The following is a 20,886-nucleotide window of genomic DNA, read 5'->3' on the forward strand; positions in this document are numbered from 1 at the left end:
GATGAAATTAGCTGTGATTACGGACTCATCGGTCTATCTTCCGCAAGATTTTAGGCCAAGCAAGAGCCTGTTTATCCTTGACATTGAGATTACCATTGAGGGTGAAACTTACATTGAAGGTAAAAATCTAACCTTGGATGAGTTTTATAGGAAAATGGCGGCTTCTGCGGAACTGCCTAAGACCAGCCAGCCCAGTTTGGCGGAACTGAGCGACTTGCTGACAAGGCTGGAAAAAGATGGCTATACCCATGTTATCGGCCTTTTTCTATCAGGCGGTATTTCAGGTTTCCATCAAAATATTCAATATCTGACTGAGGAATACGACAATTTAACAATTGCTTTCCCGGATACCAAAATCACTTCCAGCCCTATGGGATGGATGGTCATGGAAACCTTGAGATGGGGGAAAGAAGGTTTGTCTTTTGAGCAGATTTTAGCTAATCTGGAGGTTATGATTGAAAAGACCAATGCTTTCATTATGGTAGATGATCTCAATCATTTGGTTAAAGGCGGCCGCTTGTCAAATGGCTCGGCTCTCTTAGGCAATCTGCTGAGCATTAAGCCCATTCTTTATTTTACTGATGGCAGGATTGAGGTTTTTGAAAAGGTCAGAACGGAGAAAAAAGCAGTTAAGCGTCTGATTGATATCTTAGGTGATGTTACTGCAGACGGCGATTACATGACTTATATCATCCATGCCAATGCCAGCAAGAAGGCCGAGGCTTTGCAAAAACGTTTAATGGAGGATGGTTATACAGAAAATTTAGCCATTGTTCCTTTCAACGGGGTTATTGCAACCCATCTGGGAGAAGGAGCGATTGCGCTTGGAGCCGTACCGATAGTTAAAGGAGAAGAAAAATGAGTATTAAAGTGATTGTTGCAGGTTTTAAGGGAAGAATGGGCTCAACAGCTGTTGATATGGCTAAGAGTGACAGCGAGCTGGAATTGGCTGCTCTGTTGGATCCTTTCGCAGCTGAAAAAGACCTTGATGGGGTGCCTGTCTTCACGGACAAAGCAGACCTGGCTGGTTTTGATGCTGATGTCTGGGTAGATTTTACCATGCCTAAAGTAGCTTATGAAAATACGCGCTTTGCTTTAGAAAATGGCTTTTGCCCGGTCGTTGGAACAACGGGATTTACCGAAGAACAGATTGCAGATTTAACAGCCCTGTCTGCTGATCGAAAATTGGGCGGCCTGATTGCTCCTAATTTTGCTATCGGAGCTATTTTACTGATGGAATTTGCAGCCAAGGCCTCTAAATATTTCCCTGATGTGGAAATTATTGAGCTGCACCACGATAAGAAAAAAGATGCGCCAAGCGGAACTGCAATCAAGACTGCGGAACTCATCCGTGAGGCCCGTACTTATAAAAAACAGGGTGCTGAAGATGAAGAGGAAACTCTGGCCGGTGCACGCGGTGCCGAATATGATGGCTTTAGAATCCATAGCGTTCGCCTGCCGGGTCTGGTTGCCCACCAAGAAGTGATTTTTGGTGCACAGGGTGAAGGATTGACGCTTCGTCATGATTCTTATGACCGCATTTCTTTCATGAGCGGCGTTAACTTAGGGATAAAAGAAGCAGTCAAGCGAGAGCAGCTCGTTTACGGTTTGGAACATTTACTATGAAATTAAAACATCTGCCTTCTGAATTTCAGGAGGCTTTACCAGTATTAGAGAAAATTAAGGCAGCCGGTTTTGAAGCTTATTTTGTAGGCGGCAGCGTGCGCGATGCCTTGCTGGGCCATCCCATTCATGATGTAGATATCGCCAGCAGCTCTTATCCCGCAGAGACCAAGAAGATTTTCCCGCGAACGGTAGATATTGGCATTGAGCACGGCACCGTCTTGGTTTTAGAAAACGGCCATGAGTATGAAATCACGACCTTTCGGACTGAGGATGTCTATGTGGACTACCGCAGACCCAGTCAGGTGTCTTTTGTGCGTTCTTTGGAAGAAGACCTAAAGCGCCGCGATTTTACCATCAATGCCTTTGCTCTTGATGAGCAGTCTCATGTGATTGATAAATTTAACGGTTTGGCAGATTTAAAGCACAAGCGGCTGCGGGCGGTCGGCAATGCTGCTGAGCGTTTTAATGAAGATGCTCTGCGGATTATGAGAGGCCTGCGCTTTGCTGCTGTTCTTGATTTTGATATTGAAGAAGAGACTTTTGCTGCCATGAAAGAACATGCGCCCTTATTGGAAAAAATTTCTGTAGAGCGCTCTTTTATTGAGTTTGATAAACTTTTACAGGCTCCTTTTTGGCGTAAGGGGATTGCTTATTTGCTTGCCAGCAAGGCTTACAACCATCTGCCTTTGCTGGGCGATTCCGCTGAAAATTGGCAGCGGCTGTTAAGTGATTTGCCGGAAACCCTTACTTTTTCGACGTCTGAGCAGGCATGGGCAGCAGTGCTTTTGTATTTGGATATTAAAAATCCCAAGTCTTTTTTGAAGCAATGGAAGACTGCCAATCATTTTCAAAAGACGGTAGAGAAACTCCTAGCTGTCTATGATTTGCGTCAAAACAGGCAGCCGGACAAGGCTGCTGTCTATCACTACGGCGAGGACTTAATGCTCTTGGCTGAAGAATTGCGCAAGGCTCAGGGGCTGACTGCTGACGCTGAGCGTATTAAGGACCTCAATGCCAGTCTCACCATTCACGATAAACATGACATTCTTGTTAAGGGCGGTGACTTGATAGCGGAACTGGGACTTAAGCCGGGTCCAGAACTTGGTAAACTGTTGAATCGCATTGAAATGCTTATTGTAGCAGGTGATTTGAAAAATGAGCGAGAGGCTATTTTTGATTTTGTCAGAAAGGAACTGAGGCGTGAGTGATTTTTTAGTTGACGGACTGAGTAAAATAGTCGGTGATAAAACGGTCTTTGAGGATATTTCCTTTATTATCCACGATCTGGACCGCATTGGTATTATTGGTGTCAATGGAACAGGAAAGACAACGCTGCTGGATGTTCTTTCAGGCAGGCTGGGTTTTGATGGGGATAAGTCCCCTTTTTTAAAGAAAAATGACTATAAAATAGCCTACTTGATGCAAGAGCCTGATTTTGATGAGACAAAAACAGTGCTTGATACTGTGCTGTCATCAGAACTTCGGGAAATAGAACTGGTTCGCTCTTATGAGATGCTGATGGCGGATTATAAGGAGGCTAATCAGGACAGGCTGGAAAAGATTATGGCAGAGATGGATGCCTTAGATGCCTGGACCGTTGAAAGCGAAGTGAAGACTGTCCTGTCTCAGTTAGGTATCAATGACACCAGTCAGCTGGTCGGTCAGCTATCCGGTGGTATGCGCCGTCGGGTTCAGCTGGCTCAGGTCCTGCTGGCAGAGGCTGATTTACTGCTTTTAGATGAGCCGACCAACCACCTGGACATTGACACCATTGCTTGGCTGACGAATTATTTAAAGAGCAGCCGCAGGACTGTGCTTTTTATCACCCATGACCGCTATTTTTTGGACAATGTAGCCACTCGTATCTTTGAATTGGACAGGGCTCGTTTGCTGGAATATCAGGGAAATTACCAGGATTATGTGCGTCTGCGTGCGGAACAGGACGAACGCGATGCTGCCAGCCTGCACAAGAAAAAGCAGCTCTATAAGCAAGAACTGGCTTGGATGCGCAGGCAGCCGCAGGCCAGAGCAACCAAGCAGCAGGCTCGCATTAACCGATTTCATGATCTCAAATCCGATCTGTCAGGTTCAAGGACTTCAACTGACCTTGAAATCAACTTTGAAACCAGCCGTATCGGTAAGAAGGTCATTCAGTTTGAACATGTGGATTTTGCCTTTCCGAATAAATCGATCTTGTCTGATTTTAACCTGCTGATTCAAAATAAGGATCGCATTGGGATTGTTGGTGATAACGGCGTCGGGAAATCGACCCTGCTCAATCTCATCAATGGTGATTTACAGCCCAATTCCGGGCAGCTCATTACCGGAGAGACCGTTCGCATTGGCTACTTTTCGCAGCAGATCAAAGATATGGATGAGGATAAGCGGGTTATCAACTACCTGCAGGAAGTTGCTGATGAGGTCAAGACAGTTGGTGGAAGCAGCAGTGTTACGGATCTGCTGGAGCAATTTCTCTTTCCCAGATCAAGCCATGGGACACTGATTTCCAAGCTGTCGGGCGGTGAGAAGAAGCGTCTTTATCTGCTCAAAATTCTCATTGAAAAACCCAATGTTTTGTTGCTGGATGAACCGACAAATGACCTCGATATCGCCACCCTGACGGTACTTGAAAATTTTCTTCAGCAGTTTGCCGGACCTGTCATCACGGTCAGTCACGACCGTTACTTTTTGGATAAGGTCGCCACTAAAATTCTGGCATTTGAAGACGGCGGAATCCGTACATTTTTTGGCAATTATACCGATTATCTGGATGAAAAGGAATTTGAGAAATCCAGCTCTGCTATGGCACAAAAAATGGAAAAACCTAAGACTGAAAGGGTTAAGAGCGAAAAGAAGCGCATGTCTTACTTTGAAAAGCAGGAGTGGACGACGATCGACGATGATATTGCGGCTTTGGAAGACAAAATCGAAACAATCGAGGCAGCCATGCAGGAAAATGCTTCAGATTACGGCCAGTTAGCCAGTCTGCAGCGTGATTTAGATGCTGCCAATGATCAGCTCCTGGAAAAATACGAGCGCTATGAATACTTGAGTGAGTTGGAGAACTAATGCAGCTAAGACCTATTGAAAAAAGAGACAATGCAGCAGTTGCCCAGCTAATTCGCCATTCCTTAGAAAAAGAAGATTTGGCTATTGAGGGCACCGCCTACTTTGATCCTTATTTAGATGATTTGGCGGGTTATTATCAAGCTACTCCCAGATCAGCTTATTTTGTTGTAGAAGACAATCAGATGATTATTGGAGCTGGCGGATTTGCCCCTGTTTCTGAAGAAACAGCGGAACTGCAAAAACTCTATGTGCATGAAGCCTATCGCGGCAAGGGCATAGCTAGCCTTTTGCTGAGGCGTATTTTTCAGGAGGCTCAAAAAGAGGGATTTATTAAGCTCTACCTGGAAAGTTCGCAGGTACTCAAGCAGGCTCTTAAGGTGTATGAGCATTTTGGTTTTACCGCTTTAGAAGCTCCCATGTCTTTTGGAAATTCGCATGATGCTATGGATGTTTGGATGCTAAAGGATTTATAAGAAAAAGGAGAGGATATGGCTTATATTTGGTCTTATTTGAAAAAGTATCCTAAATGGCTGATACTGGATATTTTAGGTGCTTTTTTATTTGTTGTGGTGAATTTAGGGCTGCCGACAGCTTTGGCCCGAATGATTGACCAGGGAATCACACCGGCTGATAAAAAGGCTCTTTATTTTTGGGCTGCGATCATGCTTATTATTGTTTTGCTTGGTATAGCCGGGCGGATTACACTGGCCTATGCTTCGGGAAGACTGACAACAACGATGATTCGTGATATGCGAAACGATATGTATGACAAACTGCAGCAGTATTCCCACCACGAATATGAAAAAATCGGTGTCGCTTCCTTGGTGACACGTATGACCAGCGATGCCTTTGTTCTCATGCAGTTTGCTGAAATGTCGCTGCGAATGGGGATTGTGACTCCCATGATGATGGTCTCCAGTGTCGTTATGGTTCTTTTGACCAGCGCCTCATTGGCTTGGGTTGTCGTTGTTGCCATCCCTTTTTTAATTCTGGTTGTTTATTATGTGGCGGCTAAAACACGTCCCTTGTCTGAGAAGCAGCAAAGTACACTGGATAAGGTTAATCAGTATGTGCGTGAAAATCTTACCGGTCTTAGGGTCATTCGTGCCTTTGCCCGTGAATCCTTTCAAGAGGAGCGCTTTGCGCAAAAAAACAGCACTTATGAAAACACCTCCAGCCGGCTGTTCAAGTTAACCGGTCTGACAGAAGCTCTTTTTGTGCAGATTATTATCATTATGATTGTGGCAATTGTTTACTTTTCACTGGAGCCCCTGCAAAAGTCTGAGATTAAGATTGGCGATCTTTTTGCTTTTATTGAATACAGCTTTCATGCCCTATTTTCCTTTCTGATGTTTGCCAATATTTTCACCATGTATCCACGGATGGCTGTATCCAGCAAACGCATTCAGGAAGTGATGGCTATGCCTATTTCAATTGACCCTAATGAAGGCGGCATTGTTGACAGCCAAACGAAGGGCTATTTGGAGTTTGACAATGTCACCTTTGCTTATCCCGGGGAAACTGAAAGTCCTGTTTTGCATGATATCAGTTTTAAAGCTGGTCCGGGTGAGACTATTGCCTTTATTGGCAGTACGGGATCCGGAAAATCATCACTGGTCAATCTGATTCCGCGATTTTATGATGTGACCTTGGGCAAAATTCTCGTTGACGGTGTCGATGTCCGTGATTATAATTTGAAAGCTCTGCGCCAGAAAATCGGTTTTATTCCGCAGCGAGCCCTGCTTTTTACCGGAACCATCGGTGAGAATCTTAAGTATGGGAAAGAAGATGCTACTCTGCCTGAATTGGATTCAGCAGCTGACGTAGCGCAGGCTAAAGAGTTCATTGAAAGCCGAAAAGAGAAATTTGATACCCATTTGGCTGAAGGCGGCAGCAATCTATCAGGCGGTCAGAAGCAGCGCTTATCCATTGCTCGGGCTGTCGTGAAAAAGCCAGATATCTATATCTTTGATGATTCTTTCTCAGCTCTGGATTATAAGACAGATGCTCAGCTGCGGGCACGTCTGAAAGAAATAACTGGGCAGGCTACTGTTTTGATAGTTGCCCAGCGTGTCGGAACCATTATGGATGCTGACCAGATTATCGTCTTGGATGAAGGTGAAATTGTCGGCCGAGGAACCCATGATGAACTAATGAAATCCAATGAGATATACCGCGAAATTGCTAATTCGCAGATTGATAATCATAGTTTGACAGAAGGTTAGGAGGACTCATGAAACAGAAAAATGTTTTTCTTCGCTTGTGGCAGTACTTAAAAACCTATAAAAGGTCGCTTTTTCTTGCTATTTTCCTTAAAATTCTCAGCAGTGTCATGAATGTCCTCGAACCTTTTATTCTGGGGCTTGTGATGACGGAGCTGACGGCTAATCTGCTCGATATGGCCCGCGGTGTCAGCGGAGCCCGTATCAATACTGGCTATATTTTTGGAATTTTACTGCTCTATTTTTTGCGCGGCCTTCTTTACAGTATTGGTTCTTATGGATCCAACTATTTTATGACCAATGCTGTTCAGAAAAGTATCCGTGATTTACGTCAAGATTTGAGTGAAAAAATCAACAAGATTCCCGTCTCTTATTTTGACAGGCATCAATTCGGAGATATGCTGGGGCGCTTTACCAATGATGTTGAAACCGTTTCAAATGCTTTGCAGCAGAGTTTTTTGCAGATTATCAATGCTTTTTTGACGATTATTCTGGTGATTGCTATGGTGCTCAGTCTTAATCTGCCTTTGGCTATGATTGTTATTGCCTGCATTCCTCTGACTTATTTTAGCGCCCGCTTTATTTTGAAAAAATCCCAGCCCTATTTTAAAAAGCAGGCTAATGCTCTGGGAGATATGAATAGCTTTGTTCAGGAAAATTTGACAGGTTTTAATGTCATCAAACTCTATGGTCGTGAAGACATATCTGCGGCAGATTTTCGTGATATTACGGAAAATTTGCGCAACGTCGGCTTTAAAGCAAGTTTTATCTCGGGAACCATGATGCCAGTGCTCAATGCTATTTCAGATGGGGCTTATCTGATTGTTGCAGTTGTGGGCGGTTTGCAGGTTTTGGCAGGAAAACTGACTATTGGCAATCTGCAGGCTTTTGTGCAGTATATTTGGCAGGTCAGTCAGCCAATTCAGACAATCACCCAGCTGTCAGGTGTTTTGCAGAGTGCCAAATCATCGTTGGAGCGTATTTTTGAAGTTTTGGATGAAGAAAATGAAGTCAGTCAGCCAACTGAAAAACTGGAGCATGATTTGACCGGTCAGGTCAGCTTTCGGGATGTCTCTTTCCAATACACACCTGATAAACCGCTTATCCGCCATTTTAATCTGGATGTTAAACCTGGTGAAATGGTTGCTATTGTTGGTCCGACAGGTGCCGGTAAGACAACTTTGATTAATCTTTTGATGCGTTTTTACGATGTCACCCAGGGTGCTATTGAGGTTGACGGTCATGATATCCGTCACCTGTCCCGCCAGGACTACCGTCAGCAATTTGGAATGGTTTTGCAAGATGCCTGGCTCTACGAAGGAACGATTAAGGAAAATCTGCGTTTTGGCAATTTAAAAGCCAGTGATGATGACATTATTGCAGCGGCCAAAGCAGCCAATGTCGATCATTTTATCAGAACGTTACCAGGTGGCTATAATATGGAGATGAATCAGGAATCAAATAATATTTCTCTGGGACAAAAACAGTTATTGACAATTGCCCGAGCTCTTTTAGCTGATCCTAAGATTCTTATTTTGGACGAAGCAACCTCGTCTGTTGACACACGTTTGGAGCTGCTGATTCAAAAAGCGATGGCTAAACTCATGGAGGGCCGTACCAGCTTTGTTATTGCCCACCGTCTGTCAACCATTCAGGAAGCTGATAAAATCCTTGTTTTGAAAGACGGGCAAATTATTGAGCAGGGGAACCATCAAAGCTTGCTGGCTGATAAAGGTTTCTATTATGATCTGTATATGAGCCAGTTTAGCCAATCGGCAAAAGCTTAGCAGTTAAAACAGTCTGGCTGCTTGCTTAAAGGGGAAATTCAGAATCATTTCGTTGGTTCTTACAAGATAATGTTATAAGAAAGCAAAAGCAGAATAGAAGGAGTTTTTATGGCCATTGCAAGTCTGGTTTTTCAGAAATTAGTAGTGCTTTTCCTGATTATGGGAGCAGGAATGTTTCTAGCCTATAAGGATATTTTTACCAAGGATGTCACCTTTAAATTATCAAAACTGCTGACGACCTATGTTGCGCCGAGTTTGTTTGTTTCTTCCTTTATCAGTCAGGAGTTTTCTGTTAAACGGCTGAGTCTGCTCTTAATCATGATCGGTTCTGCCTTCTTTCTCCTTATCACACGGATATTTCTGGTAAAATTTCTGCTGGCTGATGATCGCAATATGGACAGGTATGCAGCCTTATTTGCCAATGTCGGCTTTATGGGAACACCCTTGGCGGAAGCCGTAGGCGGTACTAATGCAGTCTTTTTCATCTCAGGTTTTGTTGTTGCCAATCAGATTATGCAGTGGACTTACGGTCTCTATCTCATTGCCGAAAATAAAAGTGCTATTAATTGGCGGTCTCTTTTTATCAACCCTGCCATGATTGCAACGGTTATCGGACTCTTTTTCTTTAGCCTGCCTTATGAGTTGCCCGGAGTTATGACTGATGCTATTGAAACGATAGCTAAATTAAACACGCCTTTATCAACTTTGGTTCTGGGCTCTTATTTCTACAAGGCTGACTTTAAGGAGATTTTTCTCTACAAGCCGGCGTATTACACAGCCTTTCTGCGCTTGTTTGTGACTTCTTTAGTCAGTATCATTCTTATCTGGCTTTTGCCGGTAGAGGCTTATGATATGAAGCTGGCACTGACAATAGCCTCCTGTTCGCCGACAGCCATGAATGCTGCCTTGCTCAGTCAGGTTTACGGCGGCGATTATGAATATGGTTCGCGCCTAGTACTCCTGACAACGATTTTGTCACTGGTTTCCATACCGATAAATATGACAATTGCAAGTCTTTTATATCTATAAAAATTCGGTCGCTTGACTGGGTTTTTTATTTTTTATCAACAGATTATATTCTGATTAAAAAACATTTCTAGGTTTTTGGCCTTAATCAGTTAGCAAAACAAAGAAAGAAGTTTGTAATCCGGGCGTCATCAGTTTTATAGGATTATGAAGTTATAATGTTGAACTAATAAAAGGAGGAATTTTTATGGAAACGAAACTACGTTATAAAATGCGCAAAGTGAAAAAACACTGGGTGACAATCGCCGTTGCCTCCAGCATACTTACTTTGGGCAGTGCAGGGCTGAATGTATCTGCAGCGGAGACTGAACAGGCAGCGAATAATCAGGTTGCTGTCACTCAGCAAAGTCAGAGTGAGAGCACAGCGGAGACCTCTGCAGCTGATCAGTCTGCCGCAGAAAGCGGCCAAGCACAACAGGTCACTGAACAAGAAGCACAGGTTAGCGAACAGGAAGCTCAGCAAGTTCAGGAACAAAGCAGCCAAACGGTTACTGAAACAACAGAGAATCAAGCTCAGAGCCAGAGTACCACTGTTCAGGAAAGCACTGAAGAGGCAGTGACAGCTCCGGAACATGAACAGGCAGCAAGCTCAGAGACAACAAGAGCAGCCAAAATTCAGACGTCAGGAGAACGTGTGACAGCGGCTCAGACGGCTGATCAAAATCAAACAAAAAAATTAAGTGATGCTGATTTATCAGCCATTCCAAATGTCAAAAAGATTGATGACAAGTATTATTATATTGGCTCAGACGGTCAAGTGAAAAAGAACTTTGCCTTGACTGTCGATGGGGCAACACTGTTCTTTGATAAAGAAACAGGGGCTCTGTCGGATACGGCACAGTATCAGTTTACTCAAGGTCTGACATCTTTAAATAATGAGTATACACCGCACAACCAAATCGTTAATTTTGAGAAGGAGAGTCTTGAAACCGTTGATAATTATGTAACAGCGGACTCTTGGTACCGTCCTAAAGACATCCTGAAAGACGGCAAGACCTGGACAGCGTCAACCGAATCGGATCTTCGTCCGCTTTTGATGTCTTGGTGGCCTGATAAGCAAACGCAGGTAGCTTATCTGAATTACATGAATGAGCAGGGACTGGGAACAGGCACTAGCTATACGGCTGACAGCAGTCAGGAAAGTCTGAACTTAGCTGCCCAAAATGTTCAGGCAAAGATTGAAGCTAAAATTTCGCAAACCCAGCAGATAGAGTGGCTGCGTGACATTATCAACAGTTTTGTGAAGACTCAGTCCAATTGGAATATTGAGACAGAATCCGATAGTTCGGCTGGTGAAAAAGACCACCTTCAGGGCGGAGCTCTTCTCTATGTCAATGATGAACGTACCCCTCATGCTGATTCTGACTACCGTTTGCTCAACCGCACACCAACCAGTCAGACAGGGGAGCAAAAGTATTTCGATGATAATTCTATGGGGGGCTATGAATTCCTCCTGGCGAATGATATTGACAATTCCAATCCTGCTGTTCAGGCAGAGCAGCTCAACTGGCTTCATTATTTAATGAACTATGGTTCTATTGTGGCCAACGACCCTGAAGCTAATTTTGACGGCGTACGGATTGATGCCGTTGACAATGTCAATGCTGACCTGCTTCAAATCGCCTCAGACTATTTCAAAGCTTACTATGGTGTGGATAAGAGCGAGAAAAACGCCCTTGATCACCTGTCTATCTTAGAAGCTTGGTCAGACAATGACCCGCAGTACAACAAAGATACTTACGGGGCACAGCTGCCGATTGACAATAAGCTGCGTCTGTCGCTCCTCTATGCCTTGGCCCGTCCTCTTGAAAAAGATGCAACAGATAAAAGCAATGTTCGCAGCGGATTGGAATCTGTTATTACCAACAGTTTGAATGACCGTTCAGCTGAGGGCAAAAACAGCGAACGTATGGCCAACTATATCTTTATCCGAGCTCATGACAGTGAAGTTCAGACGGTTATTGCCAAGATTATCAAAGACAATATCAATCCTAATACAGATGGTTTAACCTTTACGCTGGATGAGCTGAAGCAGGCCTTCAAGATTTATAATGAAGACATGCGTCAGGCCAATAAGAAATATACCCAGTCTAATATTCCGACAGCTTATGCCTTGATGTTATCCAACAAGGATTCCATCACCCGTGTTTACTATGGTGATATGTATACTGACGATGGACAGTACATGGCTACTAAGTCACCGTACTACGATGCCATTGAAACCCTAATGAAAGCTCGCATCAAGTATGCAGCCGGCGGTCAGGATATGCAGATAACCTATGTTGAGGGTGATAAGACCAATATGGATTGGGATTATACCGGCGTCTTAACATCTGTGCGCTATGGTACAGGAGCTAATGAAGCGACTGACAGCGGCAATGAAGCCACCAAGACCCAAGGAATGGCTGTCATTACCAGCAATAACCCAAGCTTGAAACTAAGGGCCGATGATAAAGTAGTTGTTAATATGGGGGCAGCCCACAAAAATCAAGAGTACCGCCCGCTCATCTTAACAACTCAGGACGGACTTGCCACCTACGCATCTGACGATGCTGCTAAATCGCTTTACCGCAAGACAAACGATAAGGGTGAATTAGTCTTTACGGCGGCTGATATTCAAGGCTATCTCAATCCGCAGGTATCCGGTTACCTAGCTGTCTGGGTGCCAGTAGGAGCCAGTGACAGCCAAGACGTCCGCGTGGCAGCCAGCGACAAGGCCAATGCTGACGGTCAGGTTTATAATTCTTCAAGCGCTCTGGATTCACAGTTAATCTATGAAGGTTTCTCAAACTTCCAAGATTTCGTTACCAAGGACTCTGAATACACCAATAAATTAATTGCTCAAAATGTTGATTTATTCAAATCTTGGGGTGTTACCTCCTTTGAAATGGCACCGCAGTATGTGTCATCTGAAGATGGTTCTTTCCTTGATTCAATCATTTTAAATGGCTATGCCTTCGAAGACCGCTATGATCTTGCCATGAGCAAGAACAACAAATACGGTTCTCAGCAGGATATGATCGATGCTCTTAAAGCGCTGCACCGCAATGGTATTCAAGTCATTGCCGATTGGGTGCCGGATCAAATTTACAATCTTCCGGGCAGAGAAGTCGTAACAGCAACCCGTGTCAATAATTATGGTGCATACCGTCACGATTCTGAAATTAAGGATACGCTTTATCTGGCTAATACTAAGACCAAGGGTGATGACTATCAGGCTAAGTACGGCGGAGCTTTCTTAGACGAGCTGAAAGCTAAATACCCTAGCATCTTTGAACGCACTCAAATTTCGAACGGTCAAAAAATGGATCCGAGCGAAAAGATTACCCAATGGCAGGCCAAGTATTTCAACGGTACCAATATTCTGGGACGCGGTGTCGGCTATGTCCTCAAAGATGCAGCCAGCGATAAGTACTTCACTTTGGACGGTGAGGAAACCTATCTGCCTAAACAGCTGACTAACCAAGAAGCTTTAACAGGTTTCGTTAATGATGGCAGCGGACTGACCTTCTATTCAAGCAGCGGCTATCAGGCCAAAGACAGCTTTGTTCAGGACGCCAAAGGCAATTGGTATTATTTCGATAATAACGGCCATATGGTTTACGGTCTGCAGCATTTAAATAATGAAGTCCAGTACTTCCTGCCTAATGGCGTTCAGCTGCGCGAGGCTATTTTGGAAAATGCTGACGGTACCAAGAATTACTTTGGCCGTCTGGGCAATCGCTACAGCAATGACTATTATTCCTTTGAGGGAGATACGAAGTGGCGTTACTTTGATGCCAACGGCGTCATGGCAGTAGGCTTGCAAACAATCAATGGCAATACGCAATACTTTGATCAGGACGGCTATCAGGTCAAGGGTGAATGGATAACCGATGCTGATGGTAAAAAACGCTATTTCGACGATGGCTCAGGCAATATGGTTGTCAATCGTTTTGCCAATGACAGCAATGGTGACTGGTATTACCTTGGAGCTGACGGAACAGCGCTGACAGGTGCTCAAACTATTGACGGTAAGTCTTACTACTTTGACCAAGACGGCAAACAAGTCAAAGGAAAGATTATCACTAATAGTGACGGCAAACTCTACTATTACCTTGCAGATTCAGGTGAGCTGGCGCATGATATTTTTGCAACAGACAGTCAAAATAATTGGTATTACTTTGGCTCAGACGGAACAGCGGTAACGGGCAGCCAGACAATCAATGGGCAAAAACTCTATTTTGCCCAGGATGGCAAGCAAGTTAAGGGCAGCTTTGTCAATGATAATGGCAAGATCCGTTATTATCATGCAGATTCAGGCGAGCTGCAAACCAATCGTTTCGAAGCAGACCAAGATGGTAGTTGGTATTATCTGGGCTCAGACGGAACAGCAGTAACAGGCAGTCAGTACATTAATAATCAGCAGCTCTTCTTTACCAGAGAAGGTAAGCAGGTTAAAGGTGATGTTGCCTATGATGGCTGGGGGCTGATGCGCTATTACGATAAGGACAGCGGCAGCATGGTTTATAATAAAGTCCTTACCTTAGCGAATGGCAGAAGAATCTTTATCAACCGCTGGGGGATTGCACGTTATTTATAACAGATAACTAAAAAGACTGGAATTTTCATTCCAGTCTCAGACTGAAGACAAAGCTCTTAGAATTGAATTTCTAAGAGCTTTTTGCTCTGTTTAGGAGTATACTAAAAGAAAACGGTTTGTGAGGTAAGGCCATGTTTCACAAAGAAAAGCCAGATTATAACCGCCATCAATACGGGTTCTATACGCTTGATCAGCTTGTTCCTGAGGATCACTTTCTGCGTAAGATTGAGGCTGTGATTAATTTTGACTTCATCTATGACTTAGTTGAGGATACTTACTCTTGTGATAATGGGCGTCCGAGTCTGGATCCTGTGATGCTTATCAAAATCCCTCTTATCCAATGTTTTTATGGTATTCGCTCTATGCGTCAGACCATCAAAGAGATTGAAGTCAATAATGCTTACCGTTGGTTTCTAGGGTTGACTTTGGACGATAAAGTGCCTCATTTCACCACCTATGGTAAGAATTACAGTCGGCGTTTCCAAGACAAACAGGTCATTTCTGAAATTTTTAATCAGGTGCTGCATCAAGCCCTGATGGCAGGTTTGATTGACCCCAATGAGATTTTCGTGGACGGCACTCACGTCAAAGCCGCAGCTAATAATCACAAGTATCGCAAGGAAATGGTGGAACAACAGGCTAAATTTATGAGTGACCAGCTGGAACTTGAAATTGATTTGGACAGGAAAAAGCACGCAAAAAAGTCGCTAAAGCCCGCCGCAAAAAGCGAGGCTAAAGAAAAGAAAGTCTCAACGACTGACCCGGAGAGCGGTTGGTTTCATAAAGGTGAGCATAAAGAAGTTTTTGCCTATAATGCTCAGGTTGCCTGCGACAAACATGGCTGGGCGTTAGCTTATAGTGTGGAAGCAGGGAATGTCCATGACAGCCAAGCTTTTCCTGCGCTGTTTGCCAAACTTGAGCCCTTCAGTCCTCACTTCCTTATCGCTGATCCAGGTTATAAAACTCCTTCTATCGCTAAATTCTTGCTGGATAAAAACATCACCCCTGTTTTTCCCTACACCAGACCGAAAGGAAAGAAAGGGCTGTTACAGCCTAAGGATTTTGTTTACGATGAGTATTATGATTGTCACCTTTGCCCCGAAAATCAGACGTTAGAGTATTGTACAACGACTCGTGAGGGCTATCGCGAGTATAAGAGTAAGGCCAAGATTTGTGCCACTTGTCCTTTATTAGGGAGCTGCACAGAGAGTCAGAAGCATCAAAAAGTCGTCACGAGACATCTTTGGAAAGAGGGGATGGAGATTTGTGAGGACATTCGCTATCAAAGAGGGATGAGGGAACGCTACCAACATCGAAAAGAAACCATTGAACGCCTCTTTGGGACAGCTAAAGAATATCACAATCTCAGATATACGAGAGAGATTGGCAAGTCCAAAATGGAAGACAAGGTTGGGCTGATTTTAGCGTGTTTAAATCTCAAAAAACTGGTAAAAATGATGGCAGGAAGGCCTTTTTATTTTGGACAGCTTCAGCTTTCTTATCCATTTTTCATCTCAAAGATAAGAGACACCAAAAAAGACAAACCTCCAAAAAGAAGTTTGTCTTCGGTCTGAGACTGGAATTTTCATTCCAGTCTTTTGTATGTTTTAATCAATTTGTTCTTGGGCATTTATTAAGGCAGGCGCAGAAAAACAAAAATACTTGAAATACCGATTGCTATCAAAAGAAGAGCGACAAAGCGGCCGATGATAGCCGAAGACAGCAGTGGCTGTCCCAGCAGGATAAGCCCTAAAAGAACAGCGAAAATACCGCTAATAAAGAGCCGCTTGCTGTCAGGGAAGCCCATCTTGCGCAGACGGTAAGCAGAAACAATCCGCAGGATACCGATGACAAGTGTCCAATAGGCAGCAATGGTAATAACAGCTGTTGTCAGTGAAAAAATAGAGGATGTTAAGAGGATAAAACCAAAAATAATCGAAATAATACTTTGCAGCAAATTCCAGCCATTGCGTTCTTCGCTCGGCCTTGACATATAGTCTATAAATCCAGTAATCCCCACGAAGAAAATAACCAGTGCCAGCAGCCAGCCGATTGAAGCTGTCACAACCAGCGGATGAGCAAAAATCCAAAAACCGATTAAAAGTGTTAAAACTCCAGAGGTTAGTGTGAACCATTTCATATGAAAACTCCTTAAATATTTATCTTAATTGTATAAAATGAAAGCCGTCTTGTCAAAAATCCTTGATTGTGAACAGGATTTATCTGTCAGAGAAGACTTTGGATGGTCAGTACAGCTAAATGCTGCCCAGCTTTTAATTATACTATGATGTCAGGTTATGTAACATTAAGAGATGAGTTTTTCAAAAAAATAGCGAAAAAGACTTGACAAGAATATTCAGAAAATTTATAATATTCTACGTAATAAAAATTACGAAACTCAATTTCGGAGGAAATACATTATGACAACAGGTAAGGAATACGTTAACAGCGTCTTTGAAAAAGTTAAAGCACAAAACAGCCATGAGGCAGAGTTTCTTCAAGCAGTTGAAGAAGTCTTTGAATCTCTCGTTCCGGTTTTTGATAAATACCCACAGTATATTGAAGAAAATCTTTTGGAACGTTTGGTTGAACCGGAACGCATCGTGTCCTTCCGTGTGCCGTGGGTTGACGATAAGGGAAATGTTCAAGTTAACCGCGGTTTCCGTGTACAATTCTCGTCAGCTATCGGTCCATACAAAGGCGGACTTCGTTTCCACCCATCAGTAAACCAATCAATTATTAAATTCCTTGGATTTGAACAAATCTTCAAAAATTCGCTGACCGGTCAGCCAATCGGCGGCGGCAAAGGCGGCTCTAACTTTGACCCTAAAGGTAAGTCAGACAATGAAATCATGCGTTTCTGCCAAAGCTTTATGACTGAGCTGAGCAAGCATATCGGTGCTGATACTGACGTGCCTGCTGGTGATATTGGTGTCGGCGGACGTGAAATCGGTTATCTCTACGGCCAATACAAACGCCTTCGCAATGAATACACAGGTGTTCTTACCGGTAAAGGCTTGAACTGGGGCGGATCCCTCGCCCGTACAGAAGCAACTGGTTATGGTGCTGTTTACTTTGCTGAACAAATGCTTAAAGCGCGTGGCGAAGATTTTGCCGGTAAAACAGCTATCGTATCTGGTTCAGGCAATGTGGCTATCTATGCAACTGAAAAACTGCAGTCACTGGGTGCTAAAGTTATTGCTGTTTCAGATTCATCTGGCTATGTCTATGATCCAGAAGGTATTGATGTTGCCCTTCTTAAACAGCTTAAAGAAGTTGAGCGTGCACGTATTGTCAAATACGCTGATGCCCGTCCAAGTGCCAAATTTGTTGCAGCTGGCGGCGATTCAATCTGGACGCTTAAGGCAGACCTTGCTTTCCCATGTGCTACTCAAAACGAACTGAACGAAGAAGATGCTAAAACACTGGTTGAAAACGGTGTGATTGCTGTCAGCGAAGGTGCCAATATGCCTTCAACGCTTAAAGCGATTGAAGTCTTCCACAAAGCAGGTGTATCATTTGGTCCAGCTAAGGCTGCCAATGCCGGCGGTGTAGCTGTTTCAGCCCTTGAAATGGCACAAAACAGCGGCCGTACTTCTTGGACATTTGAAGAAGTAGACAGCAAGCTCTACGATATCATGAAAGGTATCTACGACAATTCAGCAGCAGCAGCGAAGGAATTCGGCCAAGAAGGCAATCTCGTTGTCGGTGCTAATATTGCAGGTTTCCTTAAGGTTGCTGAGGCAATGTCAGCACAAGGTATCGTATAAAGAAACCGCCGTGCTTCTTGTTTAGCTTACTGCTGAGCAGTTAAATCTGACCTCCCAATAAAATATCAAGGAAGCTCTCAGGGCTTCCTTTTTTGCATCTTATCAGACAAATATGCAACTTAGCAGATCTGGGGTTTATGCCAAATCAATTTCTGTTATAATAATCGCAAAGGAGAAAAGCAGTGAAGTTACGATTAGAGCAAATTTCCAATGGTGAAGACGAGGTTATCGTGCGTTACCGTCAAATGACTCCGACTGTTCAGGCCATCAGTGACCTTGTGACACAGGAACATGAGAAAATTCTCGGCAGAAATGAACGAGGTGAGCGCTATCTCTTATTAGACGATATTTTGTATTTCGAGAGTATCGACAGCAAGACCTTCGCTTATACTCAAAAAGATGTCTGTCAAGTGGCCTGCAGCCTCAAAGATTTAGTAACCAGCTATGCTTTTAAAGGTTTCTTTCGCTGTGCCAAAGCCATGGTGCTCAACCTTTACAGGATTGAGCATTTCAAAAGCCAATCTTTTGGCCGAATTGAAGCAACCTTGGATAATGGTGAGAGTGTCATTATTTCGCGCAAGTATGCGAGTCATTTGCGGCAGCTATTAGAAGAAGGAGTACAGAATGAAGAATAAATGGGAGGCCTATTTAAGCCGAGAAATTAGTATTAAGTATAAGGCGGGCCTTTACAGTCTCTGCCACCTGTTTTACTGCGCCTCTTACCTGCTCTGGCAGAGGATTTATCATATCGACCTTTTGCAGATTGCAGAAATTGCTCTGCTGGCCTATCTGATTTGCAACCTTCAGGTATATGTTTTAAAGAATTTTGACGAGGCAGATCGGATTTCTCCTTCTGGTATCCTGTCAGCTGTTTTTTGCACCATTCTGTATACCCTCGCTGTGCATACGATGAATTGGTTTGACGGGAGCTGGCCTGCTGCTCTTGGTTTTGGTGCTTATCAGCTCTTTTGTTATTACTGTATTTATTTGATTAACAAAATCAAGCGCAGGATTGACAGCCGCTATTTGAATCAGCTGCTGCAGGAGTATAAAGAAAGGAAGTGAAATGCTCTTATGACAGAACACGTGATTGACATTAAGCATTTGCAGAAATATTACGGCAAGCATATAGGCATAAGGGATGTTTCTCTCAGCGTTAAAAAGGGTGAAATTTTTGGTTTCCTAGGTTCAAATGGTGCCGGAAAATCAACAACCATCCGCTGTCTGCTGGGGCTGATCCGAGCAAGCAAGGGGGAGATGACGCTTTTTGGCGGCAGATATAAGACTTTAACAGAAAATCTTAAGCATATCGGCTACATACCGTCGGAAGCCATGTTTTACCCTAACATGAAAGTTAAGGATGTCATTCTTTTTGCGGCCAAATCCAGAAAAAAAGACTGTTCGCAAGAAGCGGACAGGCTCTGTCGGATTTTGGAAGTACCGCTGGAAAAGAAAATTGAAGACCTCTCACTGGGCAATCGTAAAAAGGTTGGTATTGTCTGCGCTTTGCAGCACCAGCCGGAACTTTTAATCTTGGATGAACCGACATCAGGCCTTGATCCGCTGATGCAGGAGCGTTTCTTTCGTTTGGTTAAAGAAGCTTGTGCAGCAGGCAGTACCTGTTTTCTGTCTTCCCATGTCCTTTCTGACATCAAAAATTACTGTGACCGCGCAGCTATTATCAAGGACGGGGCTATTCTTACGGTTGATACGCTGACCAATCTGACGCGCAGTCAGGTGAAACACGTGACCGTTTGGAAGGACGGTCATTCAGAATCCTTTACGTTTACAGGTTCCAGCAGTGAATTGTTAGAACGTCTGACAGGCATGCAGGCAGATGACTTTTTGGTCGAAGAACCGCCGCTGGAAGACCTCTTTTTGCAGTATTATGAGGAGGTGGTGACCCCATGATTTTGTTCATGCATGAATTGAGACAAAACCTTAAAACGCTCATAATTTGGTCCTTGTCGGTCGGTCTGATTTGCTACGGCTGTATTCTGCTTTATAAGAGTGTGGAGCATCAGCTGAAAGATATGGCGCAGCTGTATACCAATATGGGTGAAATGACGAAGGCTTTAGGATTGGATAAGGTTAGTATTGCCACCCTGAATGGTTACTTTGCTACGGAAATCGTAATCATGTTTGGTCTTGGAGCGGGGATGTTTGCAGCTATGATGGGAGCAAGCAGTCTGTCCAAGGAAGAAGAGGGGCACACAAGCGAATTTCTGCATACACTTCCCTTGGGACGTTTGAATATCTTGATTTGGAAATATTTCAGTCTGCTTTTTATGATACTGATTTTCAATGGGATTGTTGCAGGGCTGGAGGTGCTTGGTATTTGGCAGATTAATCTGGACTTTTCTTATGATCTTTTGCTTAGGTATCAGCTTTTAGCTCTTTTGATGCAGGTTGAAGTTGGCAGCCTTGCTTTCCTGCTTTCGGCTCTCAGCCGTAAAAAACAAATTGGTCTGTCGCTTGGGCTGGTTTTACTTCTTTATGTTATGGATATGATGAGCCGTATTGTGCCGGATATTGAATTTCTTAAATACCTGACCCCATACTATTTTGCGAGCGGTGCAGATGTCTTTAGTCAGGTAAGAGTACAGCCGGAGTATTTAGCAATGGCTTTTGCCGTCATCGCAATCAGTCTGGTCCTCAGTTCACTTTATTATCAAAGGAAAGATTTGAGTGCCTAGATGGGTTCAGAACATCACAGACCCGCCAGAAAAACCTTAGAAATATTAAAAGGAGCGAAAAGACGCAGCTGAAAAAATGTGATTTTTAGTTGGTCTTTCCGCTCCGGG

16 protein-coding genes are annotated in these 20,886 nt (G+C 43.7%); 15 read left to right on the plus strand and 1 reads right to left on the minus strand.

Translation table 11 applies throughout. The annotated features are described in order from the left end of the window. Position 1 precedes the first annotated feature (1 nt). The 10 genes from BMI76_RS04120 (at position 2) to BMI76_RS04165 (ending at position 15,886) form a co-directional block, all read left to right on the plus strand. Positions 2–862: a DegV family protein gene (locus tag BMI76_RS04120; RefSeq protein WP_075346338.1), complete on the plus strand. Its 861-nt coding sequence runs from the start codon at positions 2–4 to the stop codon at positions 860–862. Next, a complete protein-coding gene (gene dapB, locus BMI76_RS04125) occupies positions 859–1,626 on the plus strand; it encodes a 4-hydroxy-tetrahydrodipicolinate reductase (RefSeq protein ID WP_075346339.1) in 768 nt (255 codons plus the stop codon). Before BMI76_RS04120 ends, dapB begins: the two co-directional genes overlap by 4 nt. Next, entirely contained in the window at positions 1,623–2,834 is a 1,212-nt protein-coding gene (locus BMI76_RS04130) for a CCA tRNA nucleotidyltransferase (RefSeq protein ID WP_075346340.1), read from the plus strand. The genes dapB and BMI76_RS04130 overlap by 4 nt, the downstream gene beginning before the upstream one ends. Next, positions 2,827–4,695 (plus strand): ABC-F family ATP-binding cassette domain-containing protein, encoded by a 1,869-nt coding sequence (locus BMI76_RS04135; RefSeq protein ID WP_075346341.1) that lies wholly within the window; start codon positions 2,827–2,829, stop codon positions 4,693–4,695. The genes BMI76_RS04130 and BMI76_RS04135 overlap by 8 nt, the downstream gene beginning before the upstream one ends. Further along, the gene (locus tag BMI76_RS04140; protein ID WP_075346342.1) at positions 4,695–5,168 is read left to right on the plus strand and encodes a GNAT family N-acetyltransferase; all 474 of its coding nucleotides are present in this window, start codon (positions 4,695–4,697) and stop codon (positions 5,166–5,168) included. Before BMI76_RS04135 ends, BMI76_RS04140 begins: the two co-directional genes overlap by 1 nt. Positions 5,169–5,183: 15 nt before the next feature. Beyond that, entirely contained in the window at positions 5,184–6,920 is a 1,737-nt protein-coding gene (locus tag BMI76_RS04145; RefSeq protein ID WP_075346343.1) for an ABC transporter ATP-binding protein, read from the plus strand. Between the two features lie 8 nt (positions 6,921–6,928). Next, positions 6,929–8,704: an ABC transporter ATP-binding protein gene (locus BMI76_RS04150; RefSeq protein WP_075346344.1), complete on the plus strand. Its 1,776-nt coding sequence runs from the start codon at positions 6,929–6,931 to the stop codon at positions 8,702–8,704. Positions 8,705–8,812: 108 nt separating this feature from the next. After that, complete coding sequence (locus BMI76_RS04155) at positions 8,813–9,733, plus strand: AEC family transporter (RefSeq protein ID WP_075346345.1); 921 nt, start codon at positions 8,813–8,815, stop codon at positions 9,731–9,733. Positions 9,734–9,917: 184 nt separating this feature from the next. Then, complete coding sequence (locus BMI76_RS04160; RefSeq protein WP_075346346.1) at positions 9,918–14,312, plus strand: glycoside hydrolase family 70 protein; 4,395 nt, start codon at positions 9,918–9,920, stop codon at positions 14,310–14,312. Positions 14,313–14,443: 131 nt separating this feature from the next. Beyond that, positions 14,444–15,886, plus strand: coding sequence for an IS1182 family transposase (locus BMI76_RS04165; protein WP_374057269.1), 1,443 nt, complete (start codon positions 14,444–14,446; stop codon positions 15,884–15,886). A 59-nt stretch (positions 15,887–15,945) separates the two neighbouring features. Here BMI76_RS04165 and BMI76_RS04170 read toward each other — a convergent pair whose 3' ends face one another. Then, positions 15,946–16,452, minus strand: a complete 507-nt coding sequence (locus BMI76_RS04170; protein WP_075346347.1) for an HdeD family acid-resistance protein — start codon at positions 16,450–16,452, stop codon at positions 15,946–15,948. A 280-nt stretch (positions 16,453–16,732) separates the two neighbouring features. Between BMI76_RS04170 and gdhA the strand changes: the two genes are divergently transcribed. The 5 genes from gdhA to BMI76_RS04195 all read left to right on the plus strand — a co-directional run bounded on the left by gdhA (position 16,733) and on the right by BMI76_RS04195 (position 20,778). Then, a complete protein-coding gene (gene gdhA, locus BMI76_RS04175) occupies positions 16,733–18,082 on the plus strand; it encodes an NADP-specific glutamate dehydrogenase (protein ID WP_075346348.1) in 1,350 nt (449 codons plus the stop codon). 182 nt (positions 18,083–18,264) lie between these two features. Then, entirely contained in the window at positions 18,265–18,717 is a 453-nt protein-coding gene (locus BMI76_RS04180) for a LytTR family DNA-binding domain-containing protein (RefSeq protein WP_075346349.1), read from the plus strand. After that, positions 18,707–19,147: a hypothetical protein gene (locus tag BMI76_RS04185; RefSeq protein ID WP_075346350.1), complete on the plus strand. Its 441-nt coding sequence runs from the start codon at positions 18,707–18,709 to the stop codon at positions 19,145–19,147. Before BMI76_RS04180 ends, BMI76_RS04185 begins: the two co-directional genes overlap by 11 nt. A gap of 9 nt (positions 19,148–19,156) precedes the next feature. Then, entirely contained in the window at positions 19,157–19,993 is an 837-nt protein-coding gene (locus BMI76_RS04190; protein ID WP_075346351.1) for an ABC transporter ATP-binding protein, read from the plus strand. Next, positions 19,990–20,778 carry an ABC transporter permease subunit gene (locus BMI76_RS04195; RefSeq protein ID WP_075346352.1) on the plus strand — a complete coding sequence of 263 codons (789 nt, stop codon included), beginning with the start codon at positions 19,990–19,992 and terminating at the stop codon, positions 20,776–20,778. The genes BMI76_RS04190 and BMI76_RS04195 overlap by 4 nt, the downstream gene beginning before the upstream one ends. The last annotated feature ends 108 nt before the right edge of the window (positions 20,779–20,886 follow it).

Source organism: Streptococcus sp. 'caviae' (assembly GCF_001937065.1).
Lineage (GTDB): Bacteria > Bacillota > Bacilli > Lactobacillales > Streptococcaceae > Streptococcus.

Bases quoted from the DNA above. Each gene is read 5' to 3' on its own strand.
- BMI76_RS04150 (WP_075346344.1), top strand. From the start codon at position 6,929: ATGAAACAGAAAAATGTTTTTCTTCGCTTGTGGCAGTACTTAAAAACC.
- BMI76_RS04155 (WP_075346345.1), top strand. From the start codon at position 8,813: ATGGCCATTGCAAGTCTGGTTTTTCAGAAATTAGTAGTGCTTTTCCTG.
- BMI76_RS04120 (WP_075346338.1), top strand. From the start codon at position 2: ATGAAATTAGCTGTGATTACGGACTCATCGGTCTATCTTCCGCAAGAT.
- BMI76_RS04185 (WP_075346350.1), top strand. From the start codon at position 18,707: ATGAAGAATAAATGGGAGGCCTATTTAAGCCGAGAAATTAGTATTAAG.
- BMI76_RS04190 (WP_075346351.1), top strand. From the start codon at position 19,157: ATGACAGAACACGTGATTGACATTAAGCATTTGCAGAAATATTACGGC.
- BMI76_RS04195 (WP_075346352.1), top strand. From the start codon at position 19,990: ATGATTTTGTTCATGCATGAATTGAGACAAAACCTTAAAACGCTCATA.
- BMI76_RS04165 (WP_374057269.1), top strand. From the start codon at position 14,444: ATGTTTCACAAAGAAAAGCCAGATTATAACCGCCATCAATACGGGTTC.
- BMI76_RS04170 (WP_075346347.1), bottom strand. From the start codon at position 16,452: ATGAAATGGTTCACACTAACCTCTGGAGTTTTAACACTTTTAATCGGT.
- dapB (WP_075346339.1), top strand. From the start codon at position 859: ATGAGTATTAAAGTGATTGTTGCAGGTTTTAAGGGAAGAATGGGCTCA.
- BMI76_RS04145 (WP_075346343.1), top strand. From the start codon at position 5,184: ATGGCTTATATTTGGTCTTATTTGAAAAAGTATCCTAAATGGCTGATA.
- BMI76_RS04140 (WP_075346342.1), top strand. From the start codon at position 4,695: ATGCAGCTAAGACCTATTGAAAAAAGAGACAATGCAGCAGTTGCCCAG.
- BMI76_RS04160 (WP_075346346.1), top strand. From the start codon at position 9,918: ATGGAAACGAAACTACGTTATAAAATGCGCAAAGTGAAAAAACACTGG.
- gdhA (WP_075346348.1), top strand. From the start codon at position 16,733: ATGACAACAGGTAAGGAATACGTTAACAGCGTCTTTGAAAAAGTTAAA.
- BMI76_RS04130 (WP_075346340.1), top strand. From the start codon at position 1,623: ATGAAATTAAAACATCTGCCTTCTGAATTTCAGGAGGCTTTACCAGTA.